15 protein-coding genes are annotated in these 14,572 nt (G+C 65.6%); 11 read left to right on the forward strand and 4 right to left on the reverse strand.

Annotated features, from left to right (window positions below; all coding sequences use genetic code 11):
• Window positions 1-229 precede the first annotated feature (229 nt).
• A complete protein-coding gene (locus JQ616_RS17905; RefSeq protein WP_212016481.1) occupies window positions 230-1,531 on the forward strand; it encodes a PQQ-dependent sugar dehydrogenase in 1,302 nt (433 codons plus the stop codon).
• Between the two features lie 9 nt (window positions 1,532-1,540).
• Here JQ616_RS17905 and JQ616_RS17910 read toward each other — a convergent pair whose 3' ends face one another.
• Genes JQ616_RS17910 through JQ616_RS17920 form a run of 3 tightly spaced genes read right to left on the reverse strand, consistent with a single transcriptional unit; the run spans window position 1,541 to window position 3,765 of the window.
• A complete protein-coding gene (locus tag JQ616_RS17910) occupies window positions 1,541-2,395 on the reverse strand; it encodes an alpha/beta fold hydrolase (protein ID WP_212016483.1) in 855 nt (284 codons plus the stop codon).
• 42 nt (window positions 2,396-2,437) lie between these two features.
• Window positions 2,438-3,037 carry a TMEM175 family protein gene (locus tag JQ616_RS17915; protein ID WP_212016485.1) on the reverse strand — a complete coding sequence of 200 codons (600 nt, stop codon included), beginning with the start codon at window positions 3,035-3,037 and terminating at the stop codon, window positions 2,438-2,440.
• Between the two features lie 32 nt (window positions 3,038-3,069).
• Entirely contained in the window at window positions 3,070-3,765 is a 696-nt protein-coding gene (locus tag JQ616_RS17920; protein ID WP_212016486.1) for an alpha/beta fold hydrolase, read from the reverse strand.
• 166 nt (window positions 3,766-3,931) lie between these two features.
• Here JQ616_RS17920 and JQ616_RS17925 point away from each other — a divergent pair, with 166 nt between their 5' ends.
• From JQ616_RS17925 to JQ616_RS17965, 9 genes are all read left to right on the forward strand, one after another.
• On the forward strand, window positions 3,932-4,534 hold the full coding sequence (locus JQ616_RS17925) for a CGNR zinc finger domain-containing protein (protein WP_212017809.1): 603 nt from the start codon (window positions 3,932-3,934) through the stop codon (window positions 4,532-4,534).
• Window positions 4,535-4,566: 32 nt separating this feature from the next.
• Entirely contained in the window at window positions 4,567-5,250 is a 684-nt protein-coding gene (locus JQ616_RS17930) for a haloacid dehalogenase type II (RefSeq protein WP_212016488.1), read from the forward strand.
• A 178-nt stretch (window positions 5,251-5,428) separates the two neighbouring features.
• On the forward strand, window positions 5,429-5,788 hold the full coding sequence (locus tag JQ616_RS17935) for a hypothetical protein (RefSeq protein ID WP_212016490.1): 360 nt from the start codon (window positions 5,429-5,431) through the stop codon (window positions 5,786-5,788).
• Window positions 5,789-5,957: 169 nt separating this feature from the next.
• Window positions 5,958-6,122, forward strand: coding sequence for a hypothetical protein (locus JQ616_RS17940; protein WP_212016492.1), 165 nt, complete (start codon window positions 5,958-5,960; stop codon window positions 6,120-6,122).
• A gap of 224 nt (window positions 6,123-6,346) precedes the next feature.
• Window positions 6,347-7,804 carry a phenylacetate--CoA ligase family protein gene (locus JQ616_RS17945; protein WP_212016494.1) on the forward strand — a complete coding sequence of 486 codons (1,458 nt, stop codon included), beginning with the start codon at window positions 6,347-6,349 and terminating at the stop codon, window positions 7,802-7,804.
• Window positions 7,805-7,924: 120 nt separating this feature from the next.
• Window positions 7,925-8,722: an ABC transporter permease gene (locus JQ616_RS17950; protein ID WP_249136954.1), complete on the forward strand. Its 798-nt coding sequence runs from the start codon at window positions 7,925-7,927 to the stop codon at window positions 8,720-8,722.
• Between the two features lie 12 nt (window positions 8,723-8,734).
• Complete coding sequence (locus tag JQ616_RS17955; RefSeq protein ID WP_212016496.1) at window positions 8,735-9,565, forward strand: ABC transporter ATP-binding protein; 831 nt, start codon at window positions 8,735-8,737, stop codon at window positions 9,563-9,565.
• Entirely contained in the window at window positions 9,565-10,152 is a 588-nt protein-coding gene (locus tag JQ616_RS17960) for a GNAT family N-acetyltransferase (RefSeq protein ID WP_212017813.1), read from the forward strand. Before JQ616_RS17955 ends, JQ616_RS17960 begins: the two co-directional genes overlap by 1 nt.
• 154 nt (window positions 10,153-10,306) lie before the next feature.
• Window positions 10,307-12,355, forward strand: a complete 2,049-nt coding sequence (locus tag JQ616_RS17965; protein WP_212016498.1) for a DEAD/DEAH box helicase — start codon at window positions 10,307-10,309, stop codon at window positions 12,353-12,355.
• A gap of 200 nt (window positions 12,356-12,555) precedes the next feature.
• Here JQ616_RS17965 and JQ616_RS17970 read toward each other — a convergent pair whose 3' ends face one another.
• Complete coding sequence (locus tag JQ616_RS17970) at window positions 12,556-14,049, reverse strand: GGDEF domain-containing protein (protein ID WP_212016499.1); 1,494 nt, start codon at window positions 14,047-14,049, stop codon at window positions 12,556-12,558.
• A 116-nt stretch (window positions 14,050-14,165) separates the two neighbouring features.
• Between JQ616_RS17970 and JQ616_RS17975 the strand changes: the two genes are divergently transcribed.
• On the forward strand, window positions 14,166-14,423 hold the full coding sequence (locus tag JQ616_RS17975; protein WP_212016501.1) for a DUF7662 domain-containing protein: 258 nt from the start codon (window positions 14,166-14,168) through the stop codon (window positions 14,421-14,423).
• Window positions 14,424-14,572 lie beyond the last annotated feature (149 nt).

Here is a 14,572-nt window from a genome sequence, read left to right on the forward strand (position 1 = left end):
GGGCACTTCGTAAAAGGAAGCCCGCCGACCGGGGCGGGCAAGGTCTCAGGGAGGAAAACGCTCTGACAAGGGAGCGTGCAGTCAGTGTCCACGATTCGGGTGCGGTTGCGAAGATCGTATAACTACTGTCATCAGGGCCGGCATTATGCGAATGCTGCTGCGGGCCGCGGCAGCCGGCAAGGCACGTTGAGAACGCGCAATCAAACCGCGCGAGTGACAGGGGAAGTACATGAGCACGTCTGGAGTTTTTGCCCGCGTCGTCGCGGCGATCGGGGCCGGCGCCGTGGCGTGGCGGCGGATGCAGGGCGCACAGCCGGCGCCCGCCTGGGGCAGCGCGCCGCAGATTCCGGAGGCCAAGTCGCAAGGCGCGATCCCGACGCTGAAGATGCCGACGGCGCGGGGCTGGGACAAGGGCCAGCTTCCGACCGCGGCGCCCGGACTCAAGGTTAACGCCTTCGCGGCCGGGCTCGATCATCCGCGCTGGATCAACGTGCTGCCGAACGGCGATGTCCTGATCGCGGAGGCGACGCAGATCGCCGGCACCCCGCGCAGCGTGTTTCATTATGCGATGCAGGCGACGATGCGCCGCGCCGCAGCCCTCGGCGTCAGCGCCAACCGCATCACGCTGCTGCGCGACCGCGACGGTGACGGCGTCGCCGAAAGCCGCGGCGCCTTCATGGAAGGATTGCGCCAACCGTTCGGCATGGCGCTGATCGGCGACACCTTCTATGTTGGCAACACCGACGGCGTGGTGGCGTTTCCCTACACCGCGGGCGCCGATCGCATCACCGCGGAGGGACGCAAGCTCGTCACCTTCAAGCCCGACGGGCACTGGACGCGCAGCCTGCTGCCGAGTGCCGACGGCAAGAAGCTTTATGCCGGCGTGGGCTCGCTCAGCAACATCGCCGAGAACGGCATGGAGGTCGAGCAAGGCCGCGCCGCGATCTATGAGCTCGATCTCGCGGCCGGCACCAGCCGCATCTTCGCCGGCGGCCTGCGCAATCCAGTCGGGATCGCGTGGGAGCCGACCACCAATGTGCTGTGGACCGTCGTCAACGAGCGCGACGGCATCGGCGACGAGACGCCGCCGGACTACCTGACATCGGTGCGCGACGGCGGCTTCTACGGTTGGCCCTATTGCTACTGGGGCCAGACGGTGGACGATCGCGTGCCGCAGGATCCGGCGGTGGTCGCCAAGGCGATCCAGCCGGACTACGCGCTCGGCGGTCACACCGCTTCGCTCGGCCTGTGCTGGATGCCCAAGGGCACGCTGCCCGGTTTCCCCGACGGCATGGTGATCGGCCAGCACGGCTCGTGGAATCGCTCGACACTGTCGGGCTACAAGGTGGTCTTCGTGCCGTTCGAGAACGGCCGTCCTTCTGGGCCGGCGCGCGACATCCTGTCCGGCTTCCTCGCACCCGACGAGAAGGTGTCGTATGGCCGCCCGGTCGGCGTCGCACTCGGCCCGGACGGCTCGCTGCTGGTCGCCGACGATGTCGGCAACGTGATCTGGCGTGTCACAGCGGCGTAGCGGCGAGCGTCAGCGGCTCAGAAATTCGCGAATGCTCTGCGCGATTTCGGCGGCATGGGTCTCCAGGGCGAAGTGGCCGGTGTCGAAGAACTTGACGACGGCCTTCGGATTGTCGCGCTTGAACGCCTCGGCACCCGGCGGCAAGAAGAACGGATCGTTCTTGCCCCACACCGCGAGGAACGGCGGCTGGTGGGTGCGGAAGTAGCTCTGGAAGGCCGGATAGAGCGCGACGTTGCTCTTGTAGTCGCCGAACAAATCGAGCTGGACGTCATGCGCGCCGGGCCGCGCCATGTAGTAGTTGTCGAGGTTCTGTCCGTCCGGCGACACGGCTTGCGGATCCGACGTGCCATGGGTGTATTGCCAGCGCGTGGTCTCCGGCGTCAGGAAGGCGCGCAGCGCGTCGCGGTTCGCCGGCGACGGATCCTGCCAATAGGCCTTGATCGGGGTCCAGCCGTCGCTGAGGCCTTCCTCATAGGCGTTGCCGTTCTGCGAGATGATCGCGGTGATCCGCTCCGGATGCTTGAGCGCGAGGCGGAAGCCGGTCGGCGCGCCGTAGTCGAACACATAAACCGCGTAACGATCGAAGCCGATCACCTCGGTGAAGCGGTCGATCACGCCGGCGATGCGGTCGAAGGTGTAGCTGAACGTGTCGCGCGCCGGCATGTCCGACTGGCCGAAGCCGGGCAGGTCGGGCGCCACGATGTGGAATTTGTCCGCAAGCTGCGGGATCAGATCCCGGAACATGTGGCCCGCGCTCGGGAAGCCGTGCAGCAGCAGCAGCTTCGGCGCGCCAGGCGAACCGGCCGCGCGATAGAACACCTTGAAGCCGTCGACATCGGCGGTACGGTATTTGACCTGGGACATCTGTCACTCCTTGTGGTCGTGATGTGAGGGAGGTTTTGGGGATCAGGATTTGATCTGCGTCGAAAGCCCACTGATCGCCTCGGGCCTGAGGTAGAGCAGCAGTGCGCAGCACACCGTGGCGAAGCCAAGCAGTGGCACGAAGGGCGCGATCGCCGCGCCGGCCGCGAACACCAGTACGGCGAGCAGCGTGCGGCGCTGCGCCCACCTCCGCACGTGTTCGGAGATGATGGTTTGATCAGCCTGGGCCAGCACCGCGCGCTCGAAGGCGAGATAGGCGAGGTCGATCAGCAGGAAGATCACCGCATAGACCACCACCGGCGCCGCGGACATGTGCGACCGCGCGACCCACGCCGTCGCGAACGGCAGCAGCGAGACCGCGAACAGATGGACGAAGTTCAGCCAGATCAACCGCGGCGTCGGTTGTCGCACCAGATGCAGCAGATGGTGATGATTGACCCAGATCACCGCGATGAACAGGTAGCTCGCCGCGTAGCTGATCGCGGTCGGCCACAGCGGCAGCAAGTCGGCGAAGCGCGAGCCCTCCGGCGCTTTCAACTCCAGCACCATCACGGTGATGATGACCGCGATCACCGCATCGGAAAACGCGCCGAGCCGGTCGGCCGAGAGACGCTTCTCCTGCATGGCAGCTCTCCTGTCCAAAATCGTCGAAGAGGTCAGTGCTGTGTAACGCTCTGGATGGCTTCCCGGATGATGTCGGTGACGAACTTCGGCGCCGTGACGATCGGCGTGTGATCGACGGTATGTGTACGCACGACAGCCTTCATCCGCGCCGCCATGCTGCGCTGGGTCTCGGGCGCGATCATCCGGTCCTCCTCGGCGACCAGGAACCAGCTCGGGATGTCCTTCCAGAGCGGGCGGCCCACCGGCACGGTGATGCAGGCCGGCGAGATCGGCCGCTGCACGGCGGCGAGCACCGCGAGGTCCTCGGCACGCGCACCTTGCGCGAAGGCCGATGCAAAGGCGGACTCGGGCAGCCAGATCAGGCCGTTGGCGTCGGGCGCGAGTTTCGGTGCGAACGGATGCGGCGGCTCGCGATAGAAGACGTCGGCGACCGTCTCGCCCTCGTCGGGCGCCAGCGCCGCGACATAGACCAGCGCGCTGATGCGTGGCGAGCGGACTTCGGCGATCACAGCGCCGGCATAGGCATGGCCGACAAGTACGACCGGTCCCTCGACGCGGTCCAGCGTGCGGTTCAATGCGGCGACATCGTCCGCCAGCGAGGTCAGCGGCAGCGGCGCTGCTACAGCGGCGATGCCCTCGGCGTCGAGCGCCGTGATCACCCGCGCCCAGCTCGACCCGTCGGCCCACGCGCCATGGGCAAGCACTACGCTGACATCCTTGTTCGACATGTTCCGCTCCCGTTTTGATGTAACCAGATAAATGGCAATTGACAGGTTACGTCGCTTATGGCTCATTGATCGTAACTTGTCAAATGGATTTAATCAGGTTATTTGCGACGCGCTTGAACCACGCCGCCAGGAGAGGGCCTCACCCGTGCAATCCCACCCGCCCGCGATGTTCATCGCCGATAGTCTGGGCCTCGATTTCATCAATTCGATCGCGACCCCGGTCGACACACCGGTGGACTGGATCGCCGACGGCGACGGCCTGTTGCGCTGGCTCACGCAGGCGAAGCTGGTGCCGTCAGACGTGCTCGACGAGATCAAAGCGCGCTCGGCGCAGCGCGAGCTCGATGAGGTCGCCGGTCAGGCCCGCGATCTGCGTGAATGGTTCCGCGGTTTCGTGCGCAAGCATATGGGCCGGCCGCTGACCGCGCGGGCGCTCAGGGAACTGGAGTCGCTGAACCGGCTGCTCGAAAGCGATCAGGCGTTCAGCAAGATAGTGCCGCATCGCCACGACGATCATGACGGCTTCGCGCTTGAGCGGACACGGCGCTGGCATTCGGCTGAAACATTGCTGCTGCCGATCGGCGAGGCGATGGCGAGGGTCGTCTGCGAGGAAAGCTTTTCCGACATCAAGGCGTGCGAGGGCCCGGCCTGCACTTTGATGTTTGCCGATCACACCCGAGCGCGTGCGCGCCGCTGGTGCAGCATGGCGATCTGCGGCAACCGCGCCAAGCAGGCGGCGCACCGCAGCCGTATGAAAGACAAGGGCTGAGATCACCAAACCAGCAAACGGAGACCAAGAAAATGGCGCTTCCTCTGATCGTGTTCGACGTCAACGAAACCCTGCTCGACCTCGAGACCATGGAGCCGGTGTTCGCACGCATCTTCAACGACAAGAGCGCGATGCGGCTGTGGTTCGCGAACTTCATCATGTACTCGGCTTCGCTCACCGTGGCCGGATGCTACGTGCCGTTCACCGATATCGGCGCCGCCGTCATGAAGATGTTGGCTGACACGCGCGGCATCGCGATCAACGAGTCCGACAAGAAGGAGCTGACCGAGAAATTCTCCACCATGCCACCACACGCGGAAGTGCCGGCGGCGCTGCGCAAGCTGCGCGCGGCAGGCTTTCGCCTGTTCACGCTGACCGACAATCTGCTGGAAGTGCAGACCCGGCAGCTGACCAATGGCGGCATCGTCGACCTGTTCGAGCGGCGCTTCTCCGCCGACGGCGTCAAGCACCACAAGCCGTCGCGGCAGGCCTATGGCTATGTCGAAAAGGAGCTCGGCGCCAAACCCTCGGAGTTCTGCCTGATCGCCTGCCACACCTGGGACACGCTGGGCGCGGTTGCCGCCGGCTGGGAGGCTGCGTTGATCAAGCGACCCGGCAACGATGTCCTCGGTGTCGGCCCGCAGCCGCAGGTGGTCGGCGATAATCTCGACGATGTCGCCGATCAGCTGATCCGCCGTTACGGCGCCAAAGGGTAACGGTCGTTGACGCATTGCGCGCCGGAGGGAACTCGAAAAACCCCTCCGGATCCGATCGCTCGGATGCGCCTAAAAGCGGAATGAAATCCATAGCGGTTTTCAACCATGCCCCTTGAGCCTTCCTCAACTTCCGCGGCCGATGCTTCGTCCGCCAAAGGGATCGACAAGGAGCTTGAGCATGCCGGCCAAGGCACGAACGACCGCGCGAGCGACCGCGACCAATGCCACCGCGCAGGGGCGCGAGGATATCCTTAACGCGCACGCCATCAGCACGCTGGGCGCCGGCGTCGTCAGCGCGATGAGCGCGGTCGGCGCCGCCGTCATCAAGAAGAACAAGCCGGCGCTCGGCAAGAGCCCGGATTGGTTCTGGCACATGTTCGCCAAATGCGAGGCCAAGGCCGCGCGTGTCGCCGAGCAGGCGGCGCGTGATCCAGAGGCCTGCGGCGACGCGACCTTCATCGAGGTCTATGCCGCGCAATTGCCGAAGCTGATGGCGGCGGCGCTCGAGGGCCACGAGAAGGCGCTGAAGGCGAAGTGAGCCCGCGTCAAACGAGTCCGACAACGGCGATCGTCGCGTTGCCGTTCCCGTGCGCGCTGCCACGCAGGGCAGCCATGCGCGCCGAAACCGCAACCTGCCGCCGTTCGTAGCCACGGGTGGCGGGAGCCTGCGCGCGCGGGCTTCCGGATTTTCCAATCCGGGGCGTTTGATGGTGAAGCACCTTATTTCCGATGAAGAGAAGTGCGAGGCGTGTAACGGGACGGGCTTTCCAGTGGTGAAGCAACCGGGCGAGCCGGGACGCAAGATCTATCCCGAGCCCTGCAAGAAGTGCGGCGGCAAGGGACGGGTCAGGAAAGCGACGTGGGGCAAGTAGCTGTCCCAAGCAATCGGTCTGGTAGGGCGGGTTGAGCGAAGCCGTAACCCGCCATTGCTCCATCGCATAAAGTTGCGGCGGGTTACGGCTTTGCCCAACCCGCCCGACGTTTGCTCCCGATGTGGTTGCGACCGCGTGTGACGCGAGTCACGGCAGCCACGCGCGCCGCACGCCATTGATAGCGCCATGAACGGGCGGTCCTCCCGTCAATCATGGAGCTGAAAATGACGTCCACCCTTGCAATCAGCACTTCCGATGACGGCCTTGCTCTGGTGCCGGAGCACGATCAGGCCGCCGCGTCCCTGGTCCCCACCGCGCCCGCGCCGCAGCGCCAGTTCTGGGAGACCGAGCACACCCGTCCGGATTTCCAGCCGTCCGACGACGCTGCGCCGGAGCTGGTCGCGGCCACCGAAAACTATCTCGGCGAATGCATGCGGCATCCCTATCTGCCGGTGTCGGAAATCCGCGCGCGGCAGTTCGCCCGCATCAAGGAGCTGGTCGAGCTCGCCTATCGCGACATCCCGGTCTACCGCGCCAAGTACGATGCCGCCGGCTTCAAGCCGGAGCACCTGCGCGACTATGACGACATCCAGAAGATCCCTGTGATCACCAAGCCCGAGCTGGTCGCGGCCTTCCCGGACCAGTGCGTCAACAAGAAGTACAAGCCGGAAAACCTGTTTCCGACCCGCTCGTCCGGCTCGTCCGGCCAGACCCTGCTGATCCGCGTCGACTATGACGCCGTCATTACCGACACCATCCAGGGCATCCGCCAGTTCGCAATGCAGAGCGGCGGCAACTACCGTGCCGAAGACCTGCTCGCCCATGTCTACACCGTGCCGTGGTGGTTCGATTCGATCGGCGGTGACTATCCGACCGCCTTCATCTCGAACCTGATCCCGCCGTCGCGCGTCGCCCAGCATCTGCGCTATCTCGGGCCGAAGATCCTCTCGCTCTATCCGTCGAGCCTGGATGCGCTGATGCCGCATGTCGACGAGTTCCGTTCCTCGCTCAATCTGGCGGTGACGCATTCGGAATATTCCTCGCGTGCCGCTCGCCAGGAATGGTCGCGCCAGCTCGGCGTGCCTGTGCTCGACGAATATTCCTCGGAGGAGGCGACGCGGATCGCGCTCGAAATGCCCAATGGCCAGTATCATGTCTGCGAGGACACCGTGCATCTCGACGTGCTCGACCCGGTCACGATGGAGCCGCAGGCCGCCGGGCAGTCCGGCATCGCCGTGATCACCAATCTGCTCAACGAGGCGATGCCGTTCATCCGCTACGTGCAGGGCGACTACATCACCCAGCCGGCCAATCCCGCGCCGTCCGACATCAACTGGTCGCAGATCGCGAGCATCGACGGCAGGCTCAACGACGCCTTCGTCAACCGCGACGGCCGCAAGGTCCCGGCCGGCAGCATTCTCGACGCGACCTACCGCTGGATGTTCGACTGCGACCTGCATCTGGCGCAGTTCGAGATCGTGCAGCGTGGTGTCGACCTGGTCGAGGCGCGCGTCGTGCTTGGCCAGGATACGCCGCTGTGCCGATTGCACAGCTCGGTCGCGCATCTGGAGGATCTGCTCAAAGCCTGCCTCGAGCATCCGGTCCGGGTTCAGGCCCACGCGCTGCTGGCGTTTCCGCCCAAGGTCGGCAAGCGCCGCCCGATCCGCCGCGAGTTCGATTGACGCGAGCGCCGTTCCGATCGAATCGAAACGGCGCTCTCGATCTTTGTTTTCACGCGTTTTCTTCACGCGAACCGGGCGTCCACTTCGCTCGAAAACGCCTTAGCAAGAGGAGTGCGTGCTATGGGCTCGTCACTGAACCGCATCGCCGCCATGACGGCGCGCTATTACTACATCCTGCGTTCGTCATGGCTCCGGCTGCTCGAGATCGTCTACTGGCCGGCGATGCAGATGCTGGTGTGGGGTTTCCTCTACACCTACCTTTACGACAGCAAGTCGGCGATGGCCTCCACTGCCGGCCTGCTGCTCGGCGCCGTCCTGCTCTGGGACGTGCTGTTTCGCGGCCAGCTCGGCTTCACCTTCACCTTCCTGGAGGAGATCTGGTCGCGCAACCTCGCGAACCTGATGATGAGCCCGTTGCAGCCTTTTGAACTGGCGGCCTCGCTGATGCTGATGAGCCTGATCCGGCTGGTGATCGGGACGCTGCCGGTGCTGCTGCTGACGTGGCTGCTGTTCGGCTTCAACGTCTATGCGATGGGCCCGGGGCTGATCGTGTTCTTCCTCAACCTCGTGCTGACCAGCTGGGCGATCGGCCTCGTCGTCGCCGGTCTCGTGATCCGCCAGGGCTTTGGCGCGGAGAGCCTCGCCTATTCGATCATGATCGTGCTGCTGCCGCTGTGCTGCGTCTACTATCCGGTCGCGGCGCTGCCGCTCTGGCTGCACCCGGTCGCCTGGTCGCTGACGCCGACCTATGTATTCGAGGGCATGCGCGCCGTGCTGCTCGACGGCACCTTCCGCGCCGACTTGATGCTCGAATGCCTCGCGCTCAATGCCGTCTATCTCGCAATCGGCTTCAGCACATTCGTCGCCCTGCTGCAGAGCGCCCGCCACAAGGGCGGTCTGCTCACCATGGGCGAGTAAGGGGAGAGATCCATGAACCACATCGAACGCTTTCTGCCCCGCAGGCATCTGACGTCAGTGTCGTCGCCAAGCGCCACGCCCGCCCAGGCCAATTCATCGGGCCGACCCAATCCCGATGACACGCCAGCCATCGCGGTCGAGGACCTCTGCAAGAAGTACCGCAGCCATTGGGCGGTCGACGACGTGAACTTCATCGTGCCGAAGGGCTGGACCGTCGGCCTGCTCGGCGGCAACGGCGCCGGCAAGACCACCACCATCGCGATGATCATGGGCCTGGTGGTGCCGAGCTTCGGCCGCGCCATGGTGCTGGGTCACGACATGGCGACCGAGCGGCACAAGGTGCTCAGCCGGATGAATTTTGAGAGCCCCTATGTCGCGCTGCCGGGCCGGCTCACGGTGCGGCAGAACCTGACCGTGTTCGGCCGGCTCTACGGCGTCGCCAATCTGAAGACCCGGATCGAGGAGCTGATCGAGGATTTCGAGCTCGGCGACGTGCTCGACCGGGTCACCGGGCGGCTGTCGGCCGGCCAGAAGACCCGCGTCGCGGTGGTGAAGGCGCTGATCAACGATCCTGACGTGCTGCTGCTCGACGAGCCCACCGCATCGCTCGATCCCGACCGTGCCGAATGGGTGCGCGGCCGGCTGCGCGCTTATCAGAAGCGGCGCGGCGCCACCATCCTGCTGTCCTCGCACAACATGACCGAGGTCGAGCAGCTCTGCGACTTCGTCGTGATCATGAGCCACGGCCGCGTCGTCGCGATGGGGCGTCCGCAGGAGCTGGCCGAGCGCTTCAAGTGCCGGGACCTCGACGAGGTCTTCATCTATCTGGCGAGGGTGGCGTGATGTCCTCATCTTGTTCTCCGAACGACAAGCCGGTTGCGATCCGTCAGGAACGCCGTTCGGACGTGGCAGCGCGAGACAGTCTGCTCGACGCTGCATTCGGTCCTGGCCGTTTTGCCAAGACCTCGGAGCGGCTGCGCGAGGGCCGCAAACCTGCGCGCGGCCTCGCGTTTGTCGCGCGCCGTGGCGGACGTCTGGTCGGCTCATTGCGGCTGTGGCCGGTCGTGACCGCCACCGGTCACGCCGGCCTGCTGCTCGGCCCGCTTGCGGTCGCGGAGGACGCCCGGTGTCTCGGCATCGGCGCCGCACTGATGCGGCAGGCGCTGGCGCGTGCGCAACTGCTGGGCCACCGCGCCGTCATTCTGGTCGGCGACGCCGCCTACTACAGCCGCTTCGGCTTTTCGGCCGAGAAAACCGGTGCGCTCCGCATGCCAGGTCCGTATCAGCGCGATCGGCTGCTGGCCTGCGAGCTGGTGCCGGGCGCGCTGCGCGGGGCGGGTGGCCTGATTGCCGCAGCCAGCCCGCCGCCGTCGCGGTTGTCCGGACTGATGGACCGGATCGCAGGCTCCCCGATCGGGCAGCCGGCCTGATTCGCCGCTTTTCTGCGCCGGAGGCATGGTGATTTGGTTGTTCTTGGCGTAAAGCACCCCAAATCGTCATGCGGCTGTGCCGCCTGCCGGGTACGCAGCTTCAGGTCGTCCCGCTCGACGTTCTGCACCCGGACCAATCAAGGTTTCCCATCTCGTGCCCTTTCCGACCACAAGTTCGCCGCTCGCCCGCGCTTTGGCTGAGCGCAACTACGATCAACCCACCGCCGTCCAGCTCGCCGTGGTCGCGGACGACGCCGTCGGCCGCGATCTGCTGGTTTCAGCCCAGACCGGCTCGGGCAAGACCGTTGCCTACGGATTGGCCATGGCAACGGACCTGCTCGGCGACGCCGAGCGGTTCGAACCGGCCGCGGCACCGCTGGCGTTGATCGTTGCGCCGACGCGCGAGCTCGCCTTGCAGGTGCAACGCGAGCTCGCCTGGCTCTATGAACATGCTGATGGCCGCGTCGTCTCCTGTGTCGGCGGCATGGACCCGCGCCGCGAGCAGCGCGAGCTTGCCGCGGGCGCCCACATCGTGGTCGGGACGCCCGGCCGGCTCTGCGACCATTTGCGGCGCGGCCGCCTCGATATCTCGGGCTTGCGCGTCGTCGTGCTCGACGAGGCTGATGAGATGCTCAATCTCGGCTTCCGCGAGGACATGGAATTCATCCTCGAAACCACGCCGGATAGCCGCCGCACCCTGCTGTTCTCGGCGACGTTCCCGCGCGGCATCGTCGCGCTGGCCAAGCAGTATCAGCAACAGGCATTCCGCATCGAGGTCGCGGGCGACGAGGGCGGCCACGCCGACATCGAGTATCGCGCAATCCGGGTGGCCGCCGACGATGTCGAGCACGCGGTGGTCAACGTGCTGCGTTTCCATGAGGCGCCGAGCGCGCTGGTGTTTTGCAACACCCGCGAAGCCGTCAGGCATTTGCAGGCGGCGCTCTTGGAGCGTGGATTTTCGGTGGCCGCGCTGTCGGGCGAGATGACCCAGAACGAGCGGACCCAGGCATTGCAGGCCTTGCGCGACGGACGGTCCCGGGTTTGCGTCGCGACCGACGTGGCGGCGCGCGGCATCGATCTGCCGAGCCTCGATCTCGTCATCCATGCGGATCTGCCGAAGGACCCGGAGGTGATGCAGCATCGCTCCGGCCGCACCGGCCGCGCCGGCCGCAAGGGCGTCAGCATCCTGCTGGTGCCGCCGGCCCGCCGACGGCGCGCCGAATTACTGCTCGATCTCGCCGGCATCGATATCGTCTGGGGCACCGCGCCGCAGGCGGACGAGATCCGCAAGCTCGACCATGATCGCTTGCTGAAAGATGCAGTGTTCGCCGAGGAGACGACCTCGGACGATCTGGCGCTCGCGCAGGCCTTGCTCGCCGAACGCTCGCCCGAGGCGATCGCCGCGGCGCTGGCCCGGCTCTATCGCGCGCGGCTGCCGGCGCCCGAAGATATCCTCGATCCCGGCGAGGGGCGGGGCCGCGAACGCGGCGATCGCGCCGCGCGCCGTGAGGAGCGCGCCGCCGGGCCGCGATCGAAGACCGGGAAGTCTCCGCGCCACGGCATGGAGGAGGCGACCGTCTGGTTCCGCGCCGCGATCGGGCGCCGGAAGAATGCCGAAGCGCGCTGGCTGCTGCCGATGATCTGCCGCCGCGGTGGCATCGACAAGCGCGACATCGGCGCCATCAAGGTCATGGATACGACCACCGAGTTCGAGATCGCCGCGCGGGTCGCGGACTCCTTCGCCACCAAGATCAAGCGTCCAGACAAGGAAGACAGCATCCGCATCGAGCCGCTGGCTGATGCTCCGCAGGGAGAGGCGCGCTCGGAAAAGCCGGCGCGCAAGCCGAGGGACGATGCTTGGCGTGACAAGGCCGACAGCGGGCACAGTGCGCCGCGCCGCGACGAGCCTCGTGACGAGGCGGCAGCAAAGCGACGCGGCAAGCCGGACCGCGAGGCGAGAGCGTTTTCACGCGAAGGCGCGGGCGGTTCGCGTGAAGACTACGCATCAAGACAGGAATCGAGGGCGCCGTCTCGATTCGATCGCGAAGGAAAAGGCTCGAAGCCGACGTCTGGCGACGAGCCAAGGTTCGGCAAGAAAAAGAAACATCGGGGCAAGCCCGGCCACGCCGGACACACGCCGTGGCCGGACGTGTCGGCGAAGCCGAAGTTCGGCAAGAAACCAAAGAAGAAGCGGCGGGGCTGAGTTGTTGTCAGTGCGGGTGTAAGAGTCTCGGCGCCGCAACAAATTCACCGTCGTCCCGGGCAAGCGCAGCGCGACCTGGGACCCATAACCACAAATGCTTGTTGTTGGATAACGCTGGAGCCACAGCTCGCTTCAACAATGAAAGCCTGTGGTTATGGGTCCCTACTTTCGCAGGGACGACGAGGCGAGAGTTGCGCCCCTCACGCCACCAGCGCGATCTTCGGCACCGTTGCCAGCACCGACTGGTTGCGGCCGCTGGCCTTGGCGGCGTAGAGCGCCTTGTCGGCGGCTTCGATCAGGTCGGCCCATTGCTGGCCTGCACCCGGTCGTATGCTGGCGACGCCGATGCTCACCGTCGTGCTCAGCTCGCCCTCGCACCATTGCTGCACCTTGCCACGGATCGTCTCGGCCAGATTGAAGGCTTCGAGCGCGGTCATGTTGGGCAGCAGCACGGCAAATTCCTCGCCGCCGAAGCGCGCCGGGCAATCGCCGGCGCGGCGCACCGCATCCGAGATGCAGATCGCCATCCCAACCAGCACCTGGTCGCCGGCCTGATGGCCATAGGTGTCGTTATAGGCCTTGAAATGGTCGGCATCGATCATCAGCAGCGCGACCGGCTGGCCGTAGCGGCCGGCACGGCGCCATTCGCGCTCGATCTCACTGTCGAATTTGCGCCGGTTCTTCAGGCCGGTGAGGGCGTCGGTCGTCGCCATTTCCTCGAGCTTGTCCTCGGCGTCGGCGCGGCGGACGATCTCGCGGGCGAGCACCAGCGTCGCGCTGAGCACGAACAGGATCAGGAAAGCCATGATCGCGCCGATGCGCATGGCCTCGGTACGCCAGAGGTTGAACACGGCCGCGAGCGGCTTGCCGACCACGACATAGAGCGGCCCGGAACTGCTGCGCCTGACATAGAGCCTGGGCGTGGCGTCGACCGGGCCCTTGCCGGAGAAGGCGCCGCCCACTTTCAAATTGTCGGCCTTCCAGTCCGATTGCTCCGCGAGGTTCTTGCCGATCACGTCGAGATCGAACGGCGTCCGCATGATGATGGTGCGGTCGTTGCGCAGCACGGTGATGGTATCGCCCGGCACCAGGTTCAGCCGTCCGAAAAGATCGTGGAAATAGCTGAAGCGGATCGAGCCGACCACGACGCCGAGGAAGCGGCCGTCATCGCTGGAGATCCGCCGGCTCAGCACGATGGCGTAGGCGCCGCGATGAAGCATCGGCCGGCTGATATACAGGCCGGTGTCCGGACGGTCGCGCTGGATGGTGAAATATTGCTCGTCGCTGCGGTTCTCCGGGCGTGGATCGAGGCTCGCGGCGTCGATGGTGAGATTGCCCTCCGCATCGAACACCTGGATCGCGCCGAAATGCTGCGCGGTCGCGGCGTGATCGAACAGGATCAGCTGGCGCAGTTCCTTGCTGACGTTGCGGATCTCCGGCATCTCCAAATTGCTGGCGACCGCGCGCAACGACAGATCGTAGAGTTCGATGTTGCGACTGATGTCGGCCTCGATGCCGGACGCCAGATTCTCTAGGGTCCGGCGCGCCAGTTCCTCTTCGCCGCGACGCATGTCGAACATCACGCCGGCGCAGACCGCTGAGAAGCCGAGGACGGTGGCAATCGACGCAACGATCAGCAGCTTTGCCGATAGCCGCCAGCGCCGCCTAGCCTCGTTTCCCCGTCGAAATGGCATTTCCAGCTCCAATGCGCCGTCATGCATCGGGAAATCTTGTCGTCGCCTTAAATGGCGACAGCGGCCGCCGAATGGGTTAACGGGTGGTTGCCGGAACCGTAAGCCTTGAGGACGATGTGAACGACTACGACGCGCTGCGGGATTACCTGAAGAAGCAGCACCTTCCCGAGTTCGTGCTGACCTTCGAGCAGATCGAGGAGATCATCGACGCGGCGCTGCCACGCGCCTCGCACCGGGCGTCGTGGTGGGAAACCCTGCGCAGCCCGCAGGAGAAGATGCCGCAGCGCGAAGCCTGCCTCGAGGCCGGCTACATCGCCACCCGCCAGGCCGACGGCAAGAGCGTCAAGTTCAAGAAAATGCCGAAGCCGCGCTGAAGCGCGAAGCGAAGCCCCGCTCTGGTTTGTTATCGCCCACGAATGCGGGCGATCCAGTATTCCAGAGACGTCAGAGTGACACGGATAAGCCGCGGCGTACTGGATACTCCGCTTTCGCGGAGTATGACATTCGTGGGTGGGCAGGCGGA

It is taken from the genome of Bradyrhizobium tropiciagri (genome assembly GCF_018130545.1).
In the GTDB taxonomy this organism is placed as follows: domain Bacteria; phylum Pseudomonadota; class Alphaproteobacteria; order Rhizobiales; family Xanthobacteraceae; genus Bradyrhizobium; species Bradyrhizobium tropiciagri_A.

What these genes read in the sequence shown, in the direction of transcription:
- JQ616_RS17905 (WP_212016481.1), top strand. Translation starts at nt 230, where the DNA reads ATGAGCACGTCTGGAGTTTTTGCCCGCGTCGTCGCGGCGATCGGGGCC.
- JQ616_RS17945 (WP_212016494.1), top strand. Translation starts at nt 6,347, where the DNA reads ATGACGTCCACCCTTGCAATCAGCACTTCCGATGACGGCCTTGCTCTG.
- JQ616_RS17920 (WP_212016486.1), bottom strand. Translation starts at nt 3,765, where the DNA reads ATGTCGAACAAGGATGTCAGCGTAGTGCTTGCCCATGGCGCGTGGGCC.
- JQ616_RS17960 (WP_212017813.1), top strand. Translation starts at nt 9,565, where the DNA reads ATGTCCTCATCTTGTTCTCCGAACGACAAGCCGGTTGCGATCCGTCAG.
- JQ616_RS17955 (WP_212016496.1), top strand. Translation starts at nt 8,735, where the DNA reads ATGAACCACATCGAACGCTTTCTGCCCCGCAGGCATCTGACGTCAGTG.
- JQ616_RS17915 (WP_212016485.1), bottom strand. Translation starts at nt 3,037, where the DNA reads ATGCAGGAGAAGCGTCTCTCGGCCGACCGGCTCGGCGCGTTTTCCGAT.
- JQ616_RS17925 (WP_212017809.1), top strand. Translation starts at nt 3,932, where the DNA reads ATGTTCATCGCCGATAGTCTGGGCCTCGATTTCATCAATTCGATCGCG.
- JQ616_RS17970 (WP_212016499.1), bottom strand. Translation starts at nt 14,049, where the DNA reads ATGCCATTTCGACGGGGAAACGAGGCTAGGCGGCGCTGGCGGCTATCG.
- JQ616_RS17935 (WP_212016490.1), top strand. Translation starts at nt 5,429, where the DNA reads ATGCCGGCCAAGGCACGAACGACCGCGCGAGCGACCGCGACCAATGCC.
- JQ616_RS17930 (WP_212016488.1), top strand. Translation starts at nt 4,567, where the DNA reads ATGGCGCTTCCTCTGATCGTGTTCGACGTCAACGAAACCCTGCTCGAC.
- JQ616_RS17910 (WP_212016483.1), bottom strand. Translation starts at nt 2,395, where the DNA reads ATGTCCCAGGTCAAATACCGTACCGCCGATGTCGACGGCTTCAAGGTG.
- JQ616_RS17950 (WP_249136954.1), top strand. Translation starts at nt 7,925, where the DNA reads ATGGGCTCGTCACTGAACCGCATCGCCGCCATGACGGCGCGCTATTAC.
- JQ616_RS17940 (WP_212016492.1), top strand. Translation starts at nt 5,958, where the DNA reads ATGGTGAAGCACCTTATTTCCGATGAAGAGAAGTGCGAGGCGTGTAAC.